Annotated in this window: 16 protein-coding genes; 5 read left to right on the plus strand and 11 right to left on the minus strand. The window is 70.9% G+C overall.

Going from position 1 to position 16,042, the window contains the following annotated elements:
* Positions 1–12 precede the first annotated feature (12 nt).
* Both FHG54_RS12590 and FHG54_RS12595 read left to right on the plus strand, forming a co-directional pair.
* The gene (locus FHG54_RS12590; RefSeq protein WP_139417579.1) at positions 13–1,494 is read left to right on the plus strand and encodes a dihydrolipoyl dehydrogenase family protein; all 1,482 of its coding nucleotides are present in this window, start codon (positions 13–15) and stop codon (positions 1,492–1,494) included.
* Positions 1,491–1,964 (plus strand): Fe-S oxidoreductase, encoded by a 474-nt coding sequence (locus FHG54_RS12595; protein ID WP_233437763.1) that lies wholly within the window; start codon positions 1,491–1,493, stop codon positions 1,962–1,964. The genes FHG54_RS12590 and FHG54_RS12595 overlap by 4 nt, the downstream gene beginning before the upstream one ends.
* On the opposite strand, the gene FHG54_RS12600 is transcribed toward FHG54_RS12595, so the two are convergent.
* The 5 genes from FHG54_RS12600 to FHG54_RS12620 form a co-directional block, all read right to left on the minus strand.
* Positions 1,927–2,931 (minus strand): siderophore-interacting protein, encoded by a 1,005-nt coding sequence (locus FHG54_RS12600; RefSeq protein ID WP_139417580.1) that lies wholly within the window; start codon positions 2,929–2,931, stop codon positions 1,927–1,929. The two genes, FHG54_RS12595 and FHG54_RS12600, sit on opposite strands and share 38 nt — an antisense overlap.
* A 59-nt stretch (positions 2,932–2,990) precedes the next feature.
* Positions 2,991–5,135 (minus strand): iron ABC transporter permease, encoded by a 2,145-nt coding sequence (locus tag FHG54_RS12605; RefSeq protein ID WP_139417581.1) that lies wholly within the window; start codon positions 5,133–5,135, stop codon positions 2,991–2,993.
* Positions 5,107–6,087 carry an iron-siderophore ABC transporter substrate-binding protein gene (locus FHG54_RS12610; RefSeq protein ID WP_139417582.1) on the minus strand — a complete coding sequence of 327 codons (981 nt, stop codon included), beginning with the start codon at positions 6,085–6,087 and terminating at the stop codon, positions 5,107–5,109. The genes FHG54_RS12605 and FHG54_RS12610 overlap by 29 nt, the downstream gene beginning before the upstream one ends.
* 71 nt (positions 6,088–6,158) lie before the next feature.
* Positions 6,159–7,037, minus strand: a complete 879-nt coding sequence (locus FHG54_RS12615) for an ABC transporter ATP-binding protein (RefSeq protein WP_139417583.1) — start codon at positions 7,035–7,037, stop codon at positions 6,159–6,161.
* 56 nt (positions 7,038–7,093) lie between these two features.
* Positions 7,094–8,518, minus strand: coding sequence for an amidase (locus FHG54_RS12620; RefSeq protein ID WP_139417584.1), 1,425 nt, complete (start codon positions 8,516–8,518; stop codon positions 7,094–7,096).
* A gap of 49 nt (positions 8,519–8,567) precedes the next feature.
* Here FHG54_RS12620 and FHG54_RS12625 point away from each other — a divergent pair, with 49 nt between their 5' ends.
* Complete coding sequence (locus FHG54_RS12625; RefSeq protein WP_139417585.1) at positions 8,568–9,191, plus strand: hypothetical protein; 624 nt, start codon at positions 8,568–8,570, stop codon at positions 9,189–9,191.
* Between the two features lie 19 nt (positions 9,192–9,210).
* Here FHG54_RS12625 and FHG54_RS12630 read toward each other — a convergent pair whose 3' ends face one another.
* From FHG54_RS12630 to FHG54_RS12655, 6 genes are read right to left on the minus strand one after another with little or no spacing between them, the layout of a single operon-like run.
* Positions 9,211–9,789 carry a GNAT family N-acetyltransferase gene (locus tag FHG54_RS12630; RefSeq protein ID WP_168197174.1) on the minus strand — a complete coding sequence of 193 codons (579 nt, stop codon included), beginning with the start codon at positions 9,787–9,789 and terminating at the stop codon, positions 9,211–9,213.
* Between the two features lie 58 nt (positions 9,790–9,847).
* On the minus strand, positions 9,848–10,555 hold the full coding sequence (locus tag FHG54_RS12635; protein ID WP_233437765.1) for a uracil-DNA glycosylase: 708 nt from the start codon (positions 10,553–10,555) through the stop codon (positions 9,848–9,850).
* Positions 10,556–11,293, minus strand: a complete 738-nt coding sequence (locus FHG54_RS12640; protein WP_139417586.1) for a Type 1 glutamine amidotransferase-like domain-containing protein — start codon at positions 11,291–11,293, stop codon at positions 10,556–10,558.
* Positions 11,290–11,814, minus strand: coding sequence for a phosphoribosyltransferase (locus FHG54_RS12645; RefSeq protein ID WP_139417587.1), 525 nt, complete (start codon positions 11,812–11,814; stop codon positions 11,290–11,292). Before FHG54_RS12645 ends, FHG54_RS12640 begins: the two co-directional genes overlap by 4 nt.
* 52 nt (positions 11,815–11,866) lie before the next feature.
* Positions 11,867–12,562, minus strand: coding sequence for a potassium channel family protein (locus FHG54_RS12650; protein WP_139417588.1), 696 nt, complete (start codon positions 12,560–12,562; stop codon positions 11,867–11,869).
* Positions 12,559–13,344: an SDR family NAD(P)-dependent oxidoreductase gene (locus FHG54_RS12655; RefSeq protein WP_210415430.1), complete on the minus strand. Its 786-nt coding sequence runs from the start codon at positions 13,342–13,344 to the stop codon at positions 12,559–12,561. The genes FHG54_RS12650 and FHG54_RS12655 overlap by 4 nt, the downstream gene beginning before the upstream one ends.
* A gap of 96 nt (positions 13,345–13,440) precedes the next feature.
* Between FHG54_RS12655 and FHG54_RS12660 the strand changes: the two genes are divergently transcribed.
* Positions 13,441–14,493 carry an acyltransferase family protein gene (locus FHG54_RS12660; RefSeq protein WP_168197175.1) on the plus strand — a complete coding sequence of 351 codons (1,053 nt, stop codon included), beginning with the start codon at positions 13,441–13,443 and terminating at the stop codon, positions 14,491–14,493.
* 124 nt (positions 14,494–14,617) lie between these two features.
* The gene (locus tag FHG54_RS12665) at positions 14,618–15,940 is read left to right on the plus strand and encodes a bifunctional o-acetylhomoserine/o-acetylserine sulfhydrylase (RefSeq protein WP_139417590.1); all 1,323 of its coding nucleotides are present in this window, start codon (positions 14,618–14,620) and stop codon (positions 15,938–15,940) included.
* The last annotated feature ends 102 nt before the right edge of the window (positions 15,941–16,042 follow it).

Below are 16,042 nucleotides of genomic sequence, written 5' to 3' on the forward strand. Positions count from 1 at the left end.
GGAGGGAGCGGGATGGAACGCGAAGTCGACGTCATCGTCATCGGCGGCGGGCCGGTCGGGGAGAACGCGGCGGATCGGGCACGCGCGGCCGGATTGGAGGTCGTGCTCGTGGAGCGAGAGCTTCTGGGCGGTGAATGCTCCTACTGGGCGTGCATCCCGTCCAAGACGCTGCTGCGGAGCGCTGCAGCCCTCCGCGCCGCTCAGCGCGTCGGCGGAGCGGAACAGGCCGTCACCGGACGTCTCGATGTGCAGGCCGTGCTCGCCCGGCGCGACTACTGGGTCTCGGACTGGAGCGACCAGGGCGGCGCCGACTGGCTCGAGAGCATCGGCGTCGGGATCGAACGCGGACACGGTCGACTCGACGGCGTGCGGCGAGTGGTCGTCGAACGGCCGGGCGACGAGGAGGTCGCATACGCCGCCCGCCACGCGGTCATCGTCGCGACCGGCACCGACTCGTTCATTCCGCCGATCGCCGGACTCGCCGAAGCGGCGCCGTGGACGAGCCGCGAGGCCACGAGCGTCACCGAACCGCCGGCCAGGATCGCCGTCATCGGCGGCGGCGTCACGGCAGTCGAGATGGCGACGGCGTTCGCGGGTTTCGGCACCGACGTCGTCGTGCTGGCCCGCAGCGGCCTGCTCGGCGGAATGGAGCCGTTCGCCGGCGAGGCCGTCGCGAAAGGGCTTCGCGAGCTCGGGGCATCCGTACGACTCGGCGCGCAGATCGAACGCGTCGATCGCATCGCGTCCGGCGAGGTCGTGGTGACACTCGCGGGCGGCGAGACCGTCACGGCCGACGAGGTGCTCGTGGCCACCGGGCGACGGCCCCGCAGCGATCGGCTCGGACTCGAGACGGTCGGGCTCGAACCGGGCGCCTGGGTCGCCGTCGACGACACGATGCTCGCCACGGGCGCCGACGACAACGAAGCGCGCCCGTGGCTCTACGCCGTTGGCGACCTGAACCACTGGGCTCTACTCACCCACCAGGGCAAGTACCAGGCGCGGGCGACGGGCGATCTCGTCGCAGCGCGCGCCCTCGGCCGCGCCGAGCACACGGAACCGTGGGGCGCGCACGTCGCGACGGCCGACCACTCGGCCATACCGCAGGTCGTGTTCGCCGAGCCCGAGGCGGTCTCGGTCGGATGCACCGTGGCAGAGGCCGAGCGTGACGGCCGGCGCGTGCGCGTTGCCGACGTGTCGTTCGCCTCGGTCAGCGGCGCGGGCATCGTCGCCGACGGATACGAGGGGCAGGCGAGGCTCATCGTCGACGCCGAGCGGAACACCGTCATCGGCGCGACCTTCGTCGGACAGGACGTCGCCGAGCTCGTGCATTCGGCGACCATCGCGATCGTCGGCGAGGTGCCGATCGATCGGCTCTGGCACGCCGTACCGGCCTTCCCCACGATGAGCGAGGTCTGGTTGCGGCTGCTCGAGGCGCTCGGGAGACCAGCGGCAGCGGATGTCGCTTCGGATGCCGTGCCCGAGGCCGCAGCGTGAGCGCCCTCCGGCCGGGTCGCACCGACGACCGCACGATCCGCATCCGCCTGACCGACTCGCCCATCAGCCGGATCGGATACTGGTGGGCGACTGCCGTCGGCTTCACGTGGGGCTTCATCTGGAGCACCGGCCCCATCGAGCGCCGCCACGGGCTCGTCATCTTCACCGGCATGCCGAAGTGGACGTTCGGCCGAGGCGGCTCATGCGTCGGCGGCTGCTACCTCACGAACCACAACACCGGTGAGCGCGTGCTCGGTCACGAAGCCGTGCACAAGGCGCAATGGCTGCGGTACGGCATGCTCTTCCCGCTGCTCTACCTGATCGCCGGACGCAACCCGCTGAAGAACCGCTTCGAGATCGAGGCGGGCCTGGAGGCCGGCGGCTACCTGCCCACTCGGCGAACACGCTCCCAACCCGCTCCCACTCGGCCGCCTACCCTTCGGCGCGGCCGAGCTTCCAGTACCCCATGAAGGCGACCCGGCGGCGGTCGATGCCCAGCCCCTTCACGAGGTGTCGGCGGAGCGTCGTGATCGCGGTGGCCTCGCCGGCCAGCCACGCGTAGAGCCCGCCGTCGTCGGCCGCGTCCGGCACTTCCCAGAGGATGTCGTCGTCGTCGAGCTTCGGGAGCTCGCTCGAAGCAGGTGCGGCCGCAATCGTCGCAGGTGCGGCCGGCACTGCGGCAGCAACAGGGTCGGCCTCGACCCACGCATCGGCCCACGCGGTGACCGCGGCGACGAGGCAGGCGCCGAAGCCCGTCTCGCCTGCTGCGCCTCCCGATGATGCCGGGCCGCCCGCTGATGCCTGCACCCCCACTCCTGCCGAACCGCCCGCTTCGGCACGCGGCAGCCACTGCACCGAGACTCCGGCCGGGGCCTGGAGCTCCAGCGCGTCGCCGGCCTCCGGCACCTCGAGGAACACCGCGCCCCGCGCATCGGCGGGCAACTGCTCGAGGATCGCGCCGACGGCCGGCACCGCGGTCTCGTCACCCGCGATGAGCAGCGTGCGGGCGGCGCCGGGGCGCCACTCCCAACCGCCGGACTCGTCTTCACTCGTTGCATCGGGCGCGATGACGAGCATGCGGTCGCCGATCTGTGCGGCGCCGATCCACCGCGAGGCAGGGCCGCCGTCTCCGTGCCCGACGAAGTCGACGTCGAGTTCGCCCGCCGCCGGGCGGGCGGCCCGGATCGTGTAGGTGCGGATCGGGTTGCGCCGGTCGTCGGGCAGCGAGCGCCACGCCGAGTACCAGTCGCCCTCGCGTGGCACCTCGTCGTATCCGCTCGCCGCGAGCGGCAGCACGACCTTGATGCGCTGGTCGGGGCCGTCCCACCCGAGCTCACGCAGATCGTCGGAGCGGAACGTCACGCGCACGAAGTGCGGCGACATCCACCTGATCTCGGCGACCTGGGTGTCGAACACTCGGTATCCGGGCTTGGCCATGCGATTTCTCTCCTGTCGGACGGACGGTCGGGTGGTGGCCGGCGTCTGGGGGCCGGCCGTCAGTCGCTCCGGCGCGAACGCCACAGCAGCCAGACGAAGTAGGGGGCGCCGACGATCGCAGTCAGCAGACCGGCGGGCAACTGGGCCGGCGCGATGACGGTGCGGCCGAGGGTGTCGGCGACGCAGACGAGCAACGCGCCGAGGAGCGCCGCGAGCGGCAGCACGAGGGCGTGGCGGGAGCCGACGAGCGCTCGCGCCGCGTGCGGTGCCACGAGGCCGACGAAGCCGATCACGCCGACCGCGGCGACTGCGGCGGCGGTGAGGGCGACGCTGACGACGAGCAGGCCGAGCCTCGCCGAACCGAGCCTCACCCCGAGCACTCGCGGGGTGTCGTCGTCGAACGCAAGCAGATCGAGTTCGCGGCGCGCCGAGACGAGCAACGGCACGGCCACGAGGATCACGATCACGAGCGGGATCAGCTGCGGGAAGGTGCGCCCGTACGTCGAGCCCGACATCCAGGTGAGCGCCTTCGCCGCGTTGTACGGGTCGGTCGCGATGATGAGCATCGAGGTGACTGCGGCGGCGGCGGCCGACACGCCGAGACCGATCAGGATGAGCCGCGTCGAGGCGAGCCCGCCGCGCATCGCGAGACCGAAGACGATGATCGCGGCGAGGGCAGCACCCGCGAGGCCGCCGACCGTCACGCCGAGGAACGTGGCGAGCGGCCAGAAGGTGATGACGAGCACGGCGCCGACGCCGGCACCGCCGGTGACGCCGAGGATCGCGGGTTCAGCGAGCGGGTTGCGCGAGACGGCCTGCACGACGGTGCCCGCGAGCGCGAGCGCGGCACCGGCGAGTATCGCCGCGGCGACGCGAGGCGCGCGGGTGTTCATGACGAATTCGACGAGGGGCCCCGCCTGTCCGGTCACCCAGTTGAGCACGTCGCCGCCGAGCATCTTGGCATCGCCGAGGAGGAGCGACACGAAGGCGAGCACGATGAGCAGCACCACGGATGCCGCGATGACGAGCACACGCCCGCGGCGCGAGAGCCCGGTGCCGATGACGAACCCCGTGCCGCTCTCGGAGGAGGCGCGCGCACGGAGGGCGAGCGCGACGAGGAACACCGCACCGAAGATCGTGGTGACGACGCCGGTGGGTACCTCGACCGCGGCCTGCCCGCCGAACGCGAGGCGCAGCAGCACGTCGGCACCGAGTACGACGATGACGCCCATGACCGCCGCAGCGGGGATGAGGAGCACATGCTTCGCCATGCCGGGCACGCGCACGGCGATGAGACGCACGATCGCGGGGGCGGCGAGGCCGACGAACCCGATCGGCCCGGCAACGGTGACCGCGGCCGCAGAGAGCAGCACCGCGATCACGAGGCCGATGAACCGGGTGCGACGCACCGGCACGCCGAGCACCGTTGCCGTGTCGTCGCCGAGCGCGATGAGGTCGAACCGACGGGCGAAGAGGAAGAGCGCGGCCACGGCGACGACGACGACGGGGCCGAGCTCGAGCACGGGGCCCATGCCGATCTGGGCGAGGTTGCCGACACCCCAGGCGTAGAGCCCCTCGGTGCGCTCGGGGAAGAGCAACAGCAGCATCGTCGTGAGCGCGGTGAGCGCGAGCGCGAGCGCCGAACCCGCCAGCACGAGACGCACGGTGCCGCCGCCTCGGCCGCCGCCGGCCGAGAGGGCGAGCACGAGGCCGGCCGCAGCGAGGCCGCCGACGAACGCGACGACGCCGCCTCCCGCGAACGGCAGCGCGAGGCCGAACGCCGCGACCGCGACGACGGCGAGGTACGAACCGGCGTTGACGGCGAGGGTGTCGGGCGAGGCGAGCACGTTCCGCGAGATGCTCTGCATCACGAGGCCCGCGACGCCGAGGGCGACGCCGACGAGCACCCCCGCGGCGAGGCGCGGCATTCGCGAAGCGAGGAGCACCGCGCTCGCCTGGTCTTCGGACGCGCCCGTGAGCAGCCCGAGCAACTCCTGCAGGCCGACATCCGCCGATCCCTGTGTCACGTGCACCGCAGCGAGCAACGCCGCCGCGACGAGCCCCAGGGCGACGAGGAGCACCCCGCCGAGGCGGGGCCGAGCGCCTCGCGCGGGGGTCGCGCCGTCGGCCTGCTCGGCGGGCAGGAGCGCCGACTCGTCTGCCAGGGGCGGCGATTCAGCCGGCAAGAGTGGTGACGACCGCATCGATGTAGTCGTTCATCGACGAGGGACCGCCGAACATCCAGATGCCGTCGGGCAGACGGTGCACGTTGCCGCTCTGCACGAAGGGCAGGGAAAGCCAGACGGCATTGCCGGCGAGCTCGTTCTGGTACGCATCGGTCTCGCCGTTCGCGATGTAGAGGAACTCGACGTCGCCGACCGATGTGAGGCCCTCGACATCGATCGAACCGAGGCCGTAGTCGGCGTCGCCCTCGCCCGTCCACACGTTCTCGAGACCGAGTTCCTCGGTGACCGCCGTCAGCAGGGCACCCTCGGCGAAGGGACGGATGGAGACCTGGCCGCCGGTTGCCCAGGAGTCGCTCATCATGAACGGGGCGCCCGAGAGCCCGGCGGCCTCGAGCTCCGACTTGCCGTCGGCGAGATTCTCATGGAAGCCGGAGAGAAGATCCTCGCCCTCGGCCTCGTGACCGGTCGCGGTCGCGATGCGCTCGAGGTTCGACTCCATCTGGCCGATGGGGTTCGAGGCGTCGGCGCCGCGCACGACCATCACGGGCGCGAACTCCTCGATCTGGGCGATCACGGACTCCGACAGATCGGTCGTGGTCAACACGAGGTCGGGCGCGAGCCCCGCGATGGCGTCCACCGAGGGTTCACCCCGATCGCCGACATCCTTCACGGAGTCGTCGAGCGCCTCGGCCTTCACCCAGTCGCCATACCCCTCGGTGTCGGCGACGCCGACCGGCATGACGCCCAGCGCGACGAGGTTCTCTGCGGTGTTCCATTCGAGCGCGACGACCTTCTCGGCCGGTGCCGCGAGCTCGACGGACTCGCCGCGGTCGTCGGTGATGACGATGGCGGCCTCGCCGCTCGCCGCGCCGGCCTCTTCAGTCGTTCCGCAGCCGGTCAGGAGCAGTACGGATGCCGCGGCGATGGCGGTCAGGGCGATGGTCGGCCGGGTACGGGAAGCGGTTCTCATGGTGTCCTTCGATCGGTGCACAGGCACAGCGGTGCCGCGCGAGGGGTGGATGGTTCGGCAGGTGCCGGGCGCTACCGCTCGGCGACGACGAGCCGCTCGGCGCGTTGGCGCGTGTTGTAGCGGCCGACAGGACAGGTCGTGATGCAGCCGCGGTCGTCGACCTCGACCTCGACGCGGATGCCGTACGCCGAACTCAGCACATCGGAGACGAGCACCTCGCCCGGCGTTCCGACGGCGCGGACGCGGCCGGTCTCGAGCAGCACGACGCGGTCGGCGACGGCGGCGGCCTGATCGAGGTCGTGGAGCACGACGCCGATCGTGACCCCGTGCTCGTCGGCGAGCTCGCGGATCAGGTCGAGGAGTTCGACCTGATAGCGCAGGTCGAGAAAGGTCGTCGGTTCGTCGAGGAGGAGCACGCTCGTGTCTTGGGCGAGGCACGACGCGAGCCACACGCGTTGCAGCTGACCGCCGGAGAGCCGATCGACCGGCTGCTCGGCGAACGCCTCGATCCCCGTGAGCTCCATGGCCCGGGCGACGATTCCGGCGCCGTCGGCATCGCCGGCGATCCACCGACCACGGTGCGGGTGCCGCCCGAACTCGACGAGTTCGCGCACCGTGATGCCGCCGGGCGTCGGCCGGCTCTGCGCCAGCAGGGTCACGCGCCGCGCGAACTCGCGGCCGTTCAGCGTGGCGGCGTCGATGCCGTGCTCGAGCACGTCGCCGGGCGGGGTGCCGAACGACCCATCGCTGATCGTGTGGCCGTCGTCGGCGGCGAGGAGCACGCGGCCGGCGTCGGGCCGATGCAGTCGGGCGAGAGCCCGCAGCAGCGTCGACTTGCCGCTGCCGTTGGGACCGACGAGCGCGGTCACCTTGCCCGGTTCGAGGTGGATCTCCGCTCCGTGCACCACGGGGGCGCCGTCGTAGGAGAGGGTGAGGCCGAGACCGAGCATGGATTCAACTATAGGTGAGGCTTACCTAACTTCGTCAATCTCGGCGTCACACCCGGTCACCAGAGCTCTGGATGTCGCCGGCTCCGCCGCACGCGTCCTTCGAGCTGCGCGGCGATCGCGAAGAGGGTCGCCTCCCCGCCCGGGCGGCCGATGAGCTGCACGCCCATCGGCACGCCGCCGTCGGTCTCCGAGACGGGCACCGTGATCGCCGGCAGGCCCGCGACGTTCACGAAGGAGGTGAACGGCGTGAACTGCACCTGCTGTGCGAAGTTGCGCTCGCCGTCGTCGGCGTCGTACCAACCGACCGGCCGCGGTGTGAGTGCGAGTGCGGGCGTGAGCACGGCGTCGTATGCGGCGAACCGGCGAATGATCCGCTCCTCGAAGCCCGTCAGCCACGCGAGCGCCTCGGCGAGCTGCCGCGCCGGCAGCGCACGGCCGCGTGCGAGCAGCCAGCGGGTCAGCGGTTCGAGCAGCGCTTCACGTTCGCCGTCGACGGGAATCGTCGCGGCACCGGCTTGCCAGATCGTGCGGAACGCCTCGGGATACCCGGGCTCTGGCTCGGGCGCCATCGCCTCCAGGCCGTGACCGAGCGCCTCGAGTGACTCGATGGCGACGTCGAGCGCCGAGCGCGCCTCGGGGTCGATCACGATGTCGTAGGACTCATCCCACGGCGAGTCGGTCATGACCCCGAGCTGAAAGCGGCCCTCGTGGCGCATCGCCGCGCCGAGGTACGGCCCGTCGTCGCCCGGCGCTCGTACTGCGAAACGGTGCGCCGCAGGGTACCCCGACGGTGCGATGAGGCCGTCGAGAAGCAGCGCGGCATCGGCGACCGTGCGGGCGAGCGGCCCCGACACGCCGAGTCCTGCCAGGCCGGTCAGGCCCGAGCCCGCCGACACACGCCCGCGCGAGGGCTTGACCCCCACGAGCCCGCACGAGGCGGCCGGGATGCGGATCGAACCGCCGCCGTCGGATCCGGGTGCGAAGGGCAGCATTCCGGATGCCACGGCCGCAGCCGCGCCCCCGCTCGAGCCGCCGGCGCCGAGCGAGAGGTTCCACGGGTTGCGGGTGGGCGGCACGCCCACCCCTTCGGTGTAGGAGGGCAGTCCGAACTCCGGTGCCTGCGATTTGCCGAGGCTGACCGCGCCTGCCGTGTCGACCGCCTGCACGAGTTCGTCTGAGGCATCCGGAACGAAGTCGGTGAATGCACGGGAGCCGAACCGGGCCGGCACGCCGGCGCGGAGGTGCAGGTCTTTGTCTGCGAGCGGAAGCCCCCACAGCGGCGCCGTCTTCGGCACCTCTGCGGTCACCCGGCGCGCCCGCTCGATCGCGGCATCGGGTGTCACGGCCGCGAACGCGCCGACCTCGGGGTTCAGCCGTTCGATGCGGGCGAGGTAGTGCTCGGCCAGTTCGACGGGGGTGACCTCGCCTCGCTGCAGCATCTGGTGCAGCTCGAACGCGGTGTGATCATGCAGCGACGTCATGACTTCGAGCCTACGGCGGCGCGTGTTCCGACGCCGCTATCGTTGGGCCATGCTGCTCGGAACATCCATCACGAGGCATCCGCTCGCCTGGGGCGGCGCCTGGGCGGCGCTCTTCGGCGCCGGCATCGTCGTCGCGGCCTTCCTCGACTGGCCCACCTGGGCGTGGTCGCTGCTCGTCGCGGCCCTCGTCGGGCCGAGCCTCGTCGCGACGATCGTCGTGTTGCGAGCGACGCCGCGCGACCACCTCGCGCACCGCACCTCGGTGTTCGGTCACTTCTTCTCGCGGTACCTCGCGCTCGTCGCGGCGTTCATCGCGTGGTCGGGATCGGTCGTGCTGGGCGCTGCGATCTCCACGTCGATCCAGCTCGCTGCCGAGGGCAACGAAGAGGAACTGACCGGCATCGGCTTCGAGGTGCTCGCTGCCCTCACCCCCGTCGCCGTGACGGTGCTCTGGGCCGCGCTCATCGTGCGTTGCTCATGGTTCCTCGCACGATTGCGCGGCTGGAGCGAAGCCCCCGCCACGAGCGAGGTGCCCGATGCGATGTTCTCGGCCCGCCCGCGGCTGCGACGGATCGTGATCGGCCTCGCGCACCCCGGCCTCCTCCTCGCCACGGGGCTCGCCTCCGCGCTGCTCGCAGTGCTGGCCGCAGAGGTCGAGCTCGCCGTCGTCTGAGCCCGAGGCATCCGCTCGCCTACTTCAGCGACCGCTGCATGAGCACGGTGCCGAGCCAGCGATCGAACTTGAAGCCGACCCTGCCCATGCGTCCGATCTCGACGAAACCGAACTTCTCATGCAGCGCGATCGAGGCCTCGGCCCCCTGATCGGCGATGACCGCGATCATCTCCTTGAGGCCCGCCGCCTTCGACCGCTCGATGAGTTCGGTGAGCAGCACGCGGCCGAGCCCCTTGCCGGAGGCCGCGGGCCCGAGGTAGATCGAGTTCTCGACCGTGAACCGGTAGGCGCGCTTCTGCTTCCACGGCGACACGAGCGCGTAGCCGAGCAGCTGACCTCTCGGTGACTCGGCGACGATGAACGGCATGCCGAGGCGGTCGAGGTAGGCGAACTTCGTCCTCCACTCGCGAAGCGTCATGGCGTCTTCGTCGAAGGTGACGGTGGAGTTGGCCACGTAGTGGTTGTAGATCTCGCGCACCGCCGGCAGATCGGTCGCGCGGGCGTCTCGAATCGCGTACTCGAACGGGGTCTCGGCCGGCACGGCCTTCCGCAGGTGCCGGGGCAGCACACGGCGCTCCTGGTATTCCTCTTCGAGCATGCGGCCAAGGGTACCCGCGGCATGTTGCCGCCCGGTTACGCGGGCGGCGCCGGGCCGGTCACGCCGGCAGATCCCACTCGACCGGCGCCGCGCCCTGTGACTCGAGCAGGGCGTTCGCGCGGCTGAAGGGCCTCGACCCGAAGAACCCCCGCGACGCGGAGAGCGGGCTCGGGTGCGCCGATTCGATGACCGGCACGTCGCCGAACAGCGGCCGCAGACGCTGCGCGTCGCGCCCCCAGAGTATCGCCACGAGGGGTGTGTCGCGCGCGACGAGCGTGCGGATCGCGTGGTCGGTGACCTGTTCCCAGCCCCGGCCGCGGTGCGAGCCCGATGCACCGGGCCCGACCGTCAGCACACGGTTCAGCAGCATGACCCCGTTCCTGCTCCACGGCGTGAGGTCGCCGTGGGGCAGGGCAGGCGCGCCGAGGTCGTCGACGAGCTCGCGCGAGATGTTGGCGAGGCTCCGCGGCAGCGGGCGCACATGCCGGTCGACCGCGAACGCGAGGCCGATCGGATGCCCCGGCGTGGGGTACGGGTCCTGACCGACGACGAGCACGCGCACCTCGGCGAGCGGCGCCCGGAACGCGCGCAGCACGTGCTCGCGGGCCGGAAGGTACCCCCGCCCGGCGGCGATCTCGGCCTGAAGGAATCCGTCGAGCTCGGCGAGGTCGGAGGTGACCGCGGCGAGCGACCCGGCCCAGCCGGCATCGAGGCGCCCGGCTGCCACGAGCTCGTCGAGCTCGTGGAGCGGGATCGGCCGCGGCACTCAGACGCCGATCGTGGAGACCAGCACGCCGCCCTCGGTCGGCAGGACTCGCCAGACGCTGCCCGTGCCCACGGCGCTGAGACGGCCGTCGCCGACGATCAACGCCGTGCGTTCGTCGATGCCGAGACCGCCGCTGATGAGCCCGGATTCGACGGCGGCGACCAGTCGGGAGAGCATGCCGCGCTGAGCGACGTGCACCTCGATGGCGACGTCGACCAAGCCGATCCCGGACTCGATCTCGAGCTCCTGCCCCGGCTCCGCCGATCCGTCGGCCGCCGGCTCCTCCGGTGCCACGAGCACGCCGCCGATGCGCGAACCGCTCCCGAGCGAGCCCTCCGCCGCGACCATCGCGCCGGCCGAGACGCCGAGGTAGGGCACCCCATCGGCGACCTGTCGGCGCAGCTCGCCGAACAGCGGTTCGAGTCCGGCACGCACCTCTTCGACGAAGCCGCCACCGACGGCGATGCCGTCGACGTCGGCGATCGCGCTGAGCGCGACCGGCTGACCGGGCCGCCCTGCGGTCGCGTGCACGTCGATCCCATCGCCGTCGACCGCCGTCAGGAGGCCTGCGAGTTCCGCGGCCTTCTCGTGCGCCTCGGGGTGCAACGAGATCACGGCGATGCGCGGCCGGGCTCGGCCGGCTGCGTTGCCCCGAGCGGCGGCCTCGGCGACGAACGGCGCGTACAACGCGAGGTCCTCTGCGGTGGCCGCCCGGCCGCCCAAGAGGTGCACGCTCATGCTGCGCCCTCTGCGACCTCGACGGGCGGCAGCGCCGACCAGGGGAAGACGATCCAGTCATCGGTGCGGCGGTAGTCGAAGTCGGGCGCGAGCACGGTGTGCGATTTCGTGTAGAGCGTCGCGGTGCGCACCTCGGCGCCTTCGTCGGTGAGCAGGGCGAGCACCTTCGCGAGGGTGCGTCCCGAGTCGGAGACGTCGTCGACGAGCAGCACTCGCTTGCCGGCGAGCGCGGGCGCATCGAGCATCGGCGGATGCAGCACGGGCTCGGGCAGCCGCTCGTCGATGCCCGTATAGAACTCGACGTTGATCGAGCCGCACGCCTTGGTGCCGAGGGCGTACGCGATCGCGCCGGCGATCAGCAGTCCGCCACGGGCGATGGCGATCACGACGTCGGGCTGGAAGCCAGACCGGAGCACGTCGCTCGCGAGCGAGCGCGCCGCCTCACCGAACTCATCCCAGGTGAGGATCTCGCGGCGGATCCCGTCGGCGCCTCCCGCGGCGTCGTTCGCATCGAAGGTCATGCTCCGAGGGTAGCGCCGTGCGCCGTAGCCGTGCAGGCCGGGGCAACCCGACTCACACCGTGCCGTCGGCGGGCGGGCCCTCATCATGACCGCGTCGCGCCGAGCCGATGCGCTCGTTGATGAGCGAGATGATCGTCGCCGAGGCGGTGCCGACGATCGCGATGCCGCCGGCCATGAGCAGCACGGCGTAGATCCGCCCGGGAATCGTGATCGGGTAGGTATCGCCGTACCCGACGGTCGCGATGGTCACGATCGCCCACCAGATGGCCTCGCCGAAGCTCGTGATGGTGGCGCCGGGAGCGTCGCGCTCGGCCGCGAGCGTCGCGAGCGCGACGAAGTAGACGAACACGATCGAGTAGCTGAGCGCGAAGACGATGATGTTCGTGCGCACCGCAGCGCCCGTGCGGCGGCGCAGGTAGGGCACCTGCCGGAGGAGCTCGAGCACACGCAGCGCCCGGAACAGCGGAATCAGCGCCGAGAGCACATCCACCGGGTGGTGCCAGACGAACGACCATCGCCCGCCGGTCGGTGTCAGCACGATGCGCACGAGCACGTCGACGATGAAGACCGCCCACGCGGCCACGAGCGTCACGACGAGCGTCGACCACAGCGGCCCCGACGTTGCCGGCATGAGAATCACCACGGAGTACGCGACGATGAAGAGCACGCCGAGCACCACGAGCGGTGTCGCGGTGACGCGTTCCCAGCGTGTTCGCGCCGGCGACGCCGCCACGTCGGCCACGGTCATTCCCCGCCTTCGCGCACCGAGAGCGTGCCCTTGGCGAGTCGGTACGGGGCGGCCTGCGCGACGGGCTTCACGACGATCAGGTCGAGGTCGACGTGCCGCGGCTTCAACACGGCGTCGGCGATGACCCCCGCGATGTCGTCGGCGACGAGCGGTTCGGGCACGTCATCGTAGACGGCGTCGGCCCTCGCTCGGTCGCCGCCGAAGCGCACGAGCGCGAACTCGTCGGTCTTCACGAGGCCCGGCGCGACCTCGATGACCCGCAGCGGTTCGCCGTTGAGCTCGAGCCGCAACACCTCGGTGAGCGCGTGCGCGGCGAACTTGGCGGCGTTGTATCCGCCGCCGCCGACATAGGCGGTGTGCCCCGCGATCGACGTGACGTTCACGATGTCGGCGACGCCGCGATCGACCGCGCCGCGGCGCAGGAGCGGCAGCAGCGCGCTCGTCACGCGCTTGAGGGCGAGCACGTTGACCTCGAACATCCATGCCCAGTCGTCGATGTCGGACGCCTCGACCGAGTCGAGCCCCTTCGCGCCGCCGGCGTTGTTCACGAGCGCGTGCACGGGGCCGGTCGCCTCGAGGTGGTCGCGGAGCCGATCGATGTCGGCCTGCTTCGTGAGGTCGGCGACGACGACGGATGCCCCGGTCTCCGCGGCGAGCGCCCGAAGCCGCTCCTCGCGGCGGGCGACACCGACGACGCTCCATCCGGCCGCGCGGAATGCTCGTACCGTCGCCTCGCCGATGCCGGAACTCGCTCCTGTCACGACCACACGCAACTCGCTCATGCGCCCATTCTGCCGTGATCGGCGCCGGTCGTGCGGTTGAATGGAGTGATGCATTCGCAGCCTCCGCCGACTCAGGCCAAGCGCAGGCGAGTCCCCATGTGGGACAACGCCCGGTGGATCGCGATCACCCTCGTCGTCGTCGGCCACGGCATCCTCCCGCTCATCGGCGAAGACAACGTGGCCTACAGCGTCTACCTGTTCATCTACTCGTTCCACGTGGCCGTCTTCGTGACGGTCAGCGGGTACTTCGCGAAGTCCGGTCCGCCCAACGCCCGTGCGCTCCGGCAGATCCTCACCGACATCGTCTTCCCCTTCTTCATCTTCGAGACGATCTGGACGATCATCCGCTGGGTGCTCGGTGCCGAGTTCGCACTCGACTTCACGACGGCATCGTGGACCCTCTGGTTCCTCATCGCCCTCGCGGTCTGGCGCATCGTGCTGCCCTACCTCGTGCTCCTGCGCTACCCGCTGCTCATCTCGATCGCGATCTCGATCGGCGCCGGTTACACCGAGACGATCGACTCGACGCTCGCCCTGACGCGCACGCTCGGCATGCTCCCGTTCTTCGTGTTCGGGTGGAAGCTGCGGCAGTTGCAGTTGACCGGCCGCTGGCTCGAGCTCGGCACGGCGGCGACCTGGCGCTGGCGAGCCGGCGCGATCGTGCTGTTCTGCGCGGCGCTCGTGATCATGCCCGCCGCGATCGAGACCTGGCGCGATCTGAAGCTCCGCCGCTTCATGCTCTACGACGAGTCGTATCAGGCGATCGGCTACGACGAGCCGTGGTCGGGTGTCATCCGGCTGGGGCTCATGCTCATCGCGATGGCCCTCACCGTCGCCTTCCTCGTCGTCATGCCGCGCGGCGCCCACTGGTTCACACCGTTCGGCACCGCGACGATGTACATCTACCTGCTGCACACCTTCGTGCTCTTCCCGTTCCGCGAGAGCGGTCTGCTCGCCGGCTACCAGCCGTTCTGGGTGCTTCCCGCGATGATCGTCTTCTGCATCGCGATCTCGATCGTGCTCTCGCTGAAGTCCGTACGACGGGTGTTCCGGCCCCTCGTCCAGCCCCGGGCGCGGTGGCTGTTCCGGCCCGAACCGTCGACGGCGACCGGCACGCTCGTGCTGCCGCCCGACGGCGAACTGAAGTAGCCCGCGAGCGGATGCCTCGCGCGTGACGCCGTGTTGCGGCATCCGTTGCCCGGCCCCGCCTGCCCGCCTAGCCTTGCTCGAAAGCTGCGGCGAACCCGCCCGAGCCGTTCCTGAGGAGACATCCATGACCGAGACCGCCGACTGGCGCTTCGAGACCAAGCAGGTGCACTCGGGGGCCGCCCCCGACCCGGTGACCAACGCCCGCGCCACGCCGATCTACCAGACCACGTCGTATGTGTTCAACAGCTCCGAACACGCGCAGAACCTGTTCGCGCTCGCGGAGTTCGGCAACATCTACACCCGCATCCAGAACCCGACGCAGGCCGTCGTCGAAGAGCGGGTCGCCGCGCTCGAGGGCGGCACCGGTGCGCTGCTCGTGGCCTCCGGCCAGTCCGCGTCGACCTTCGCGGTGCTGAACATCGCACAGGCCGGCGATCACATCGTCTCGTCGTCATCGATCTACGGCGGCACGTACAACCTCTTCAAGTACACGCTCGCCAAGCTCGGCATCGAGGCGACCTTCGTCGAGAATCAGGACGACGCCGAGGAATGGCGTCGAGCCGTGCGCCCGAACACGAAGCTCTTCTTCGCCGAGACGATCGGCAACCCGAAGATCAACGTGCTCGACATCGGCCTCGTCTCGGGCCTCGCCCACGACGCGGGCGTGCCGCTCATCGTCGACAACACGATCGCGACCCCGTACCTGATCCGGCCGTTCGAGCACGGCGCCGACATCGTGCTGCACTCGGCGACGAAGTTCCTCGGCGGGCACGGCACGACCATCGGCGGCGTCATCGTCGACGGCGGCACGTTCGAGTGGTCGAAGAACGTCGAGAAGTTCCCGGGCCTGACCGAGCCCGACCCGTCGTACCACGGCGCGAGCTACACGGCCGCGGTCGGCGACGGCCTCGCCTACATCATCAAGGCACGTGTGCAACTGCTGCGCGACCTCGGCGCGGCGATCGCACCGAACAGCGCCTGGCTGCTGCTGCAGGGCATCGAGACGCTGTCGCTCCGCATCGAGCGACACGTGGCGAACGCCCAGGAGATCGCGGAGTGGCTCGACAACCACCCCGACGTCGCGAGCGTCAACTACTCGGGCCTCCCGTCGAGCCCGTGGTACGCGGCGGCCAACACCTACGCGCCCAATGGCGTCGGCGCCGTGCTCTCCTTCGAGCTGAAGGGCGGCGTCGACGCCGGCCGTGCGCTCGTCGACAACCTCTCGCTGTTCAGCCACCTCGCCAACATCGGCGACGTGCGCTCGCTCGTCATCCACCCGGCCTCGACGACCCATTCGCAACTGACCCCTGAGCAGCAACTCACGAGCGGCGTCACGCCTGGCCTCGTGCGCCTGTCGGTCGGCATCGAGAGCGTCGACGACCTGAAGGCCGACCTCGAGGCGGGCTTCGCCGCCGCACGTGTCGCCACCGAGGCCGCGCGCGTCTGAACCCACGCTGAACACCCGAATTGCCCGATTCTCCGCAGAGTCGGGCAATTCGGCGTTTCGCCTCATCCGTTGACGCTCCGGCCTCGCCACGCACCTGCGTAA

The organism is Agromyces laixinhei (genome assembly GCF_006337065.1).
GTDB classification, from domain to species: Bacteria; Actinomycetota; Actinomycetes; order Actinomycetales; family Microbacteriaceae; genus Agromyces; species Agromyces laixinhei.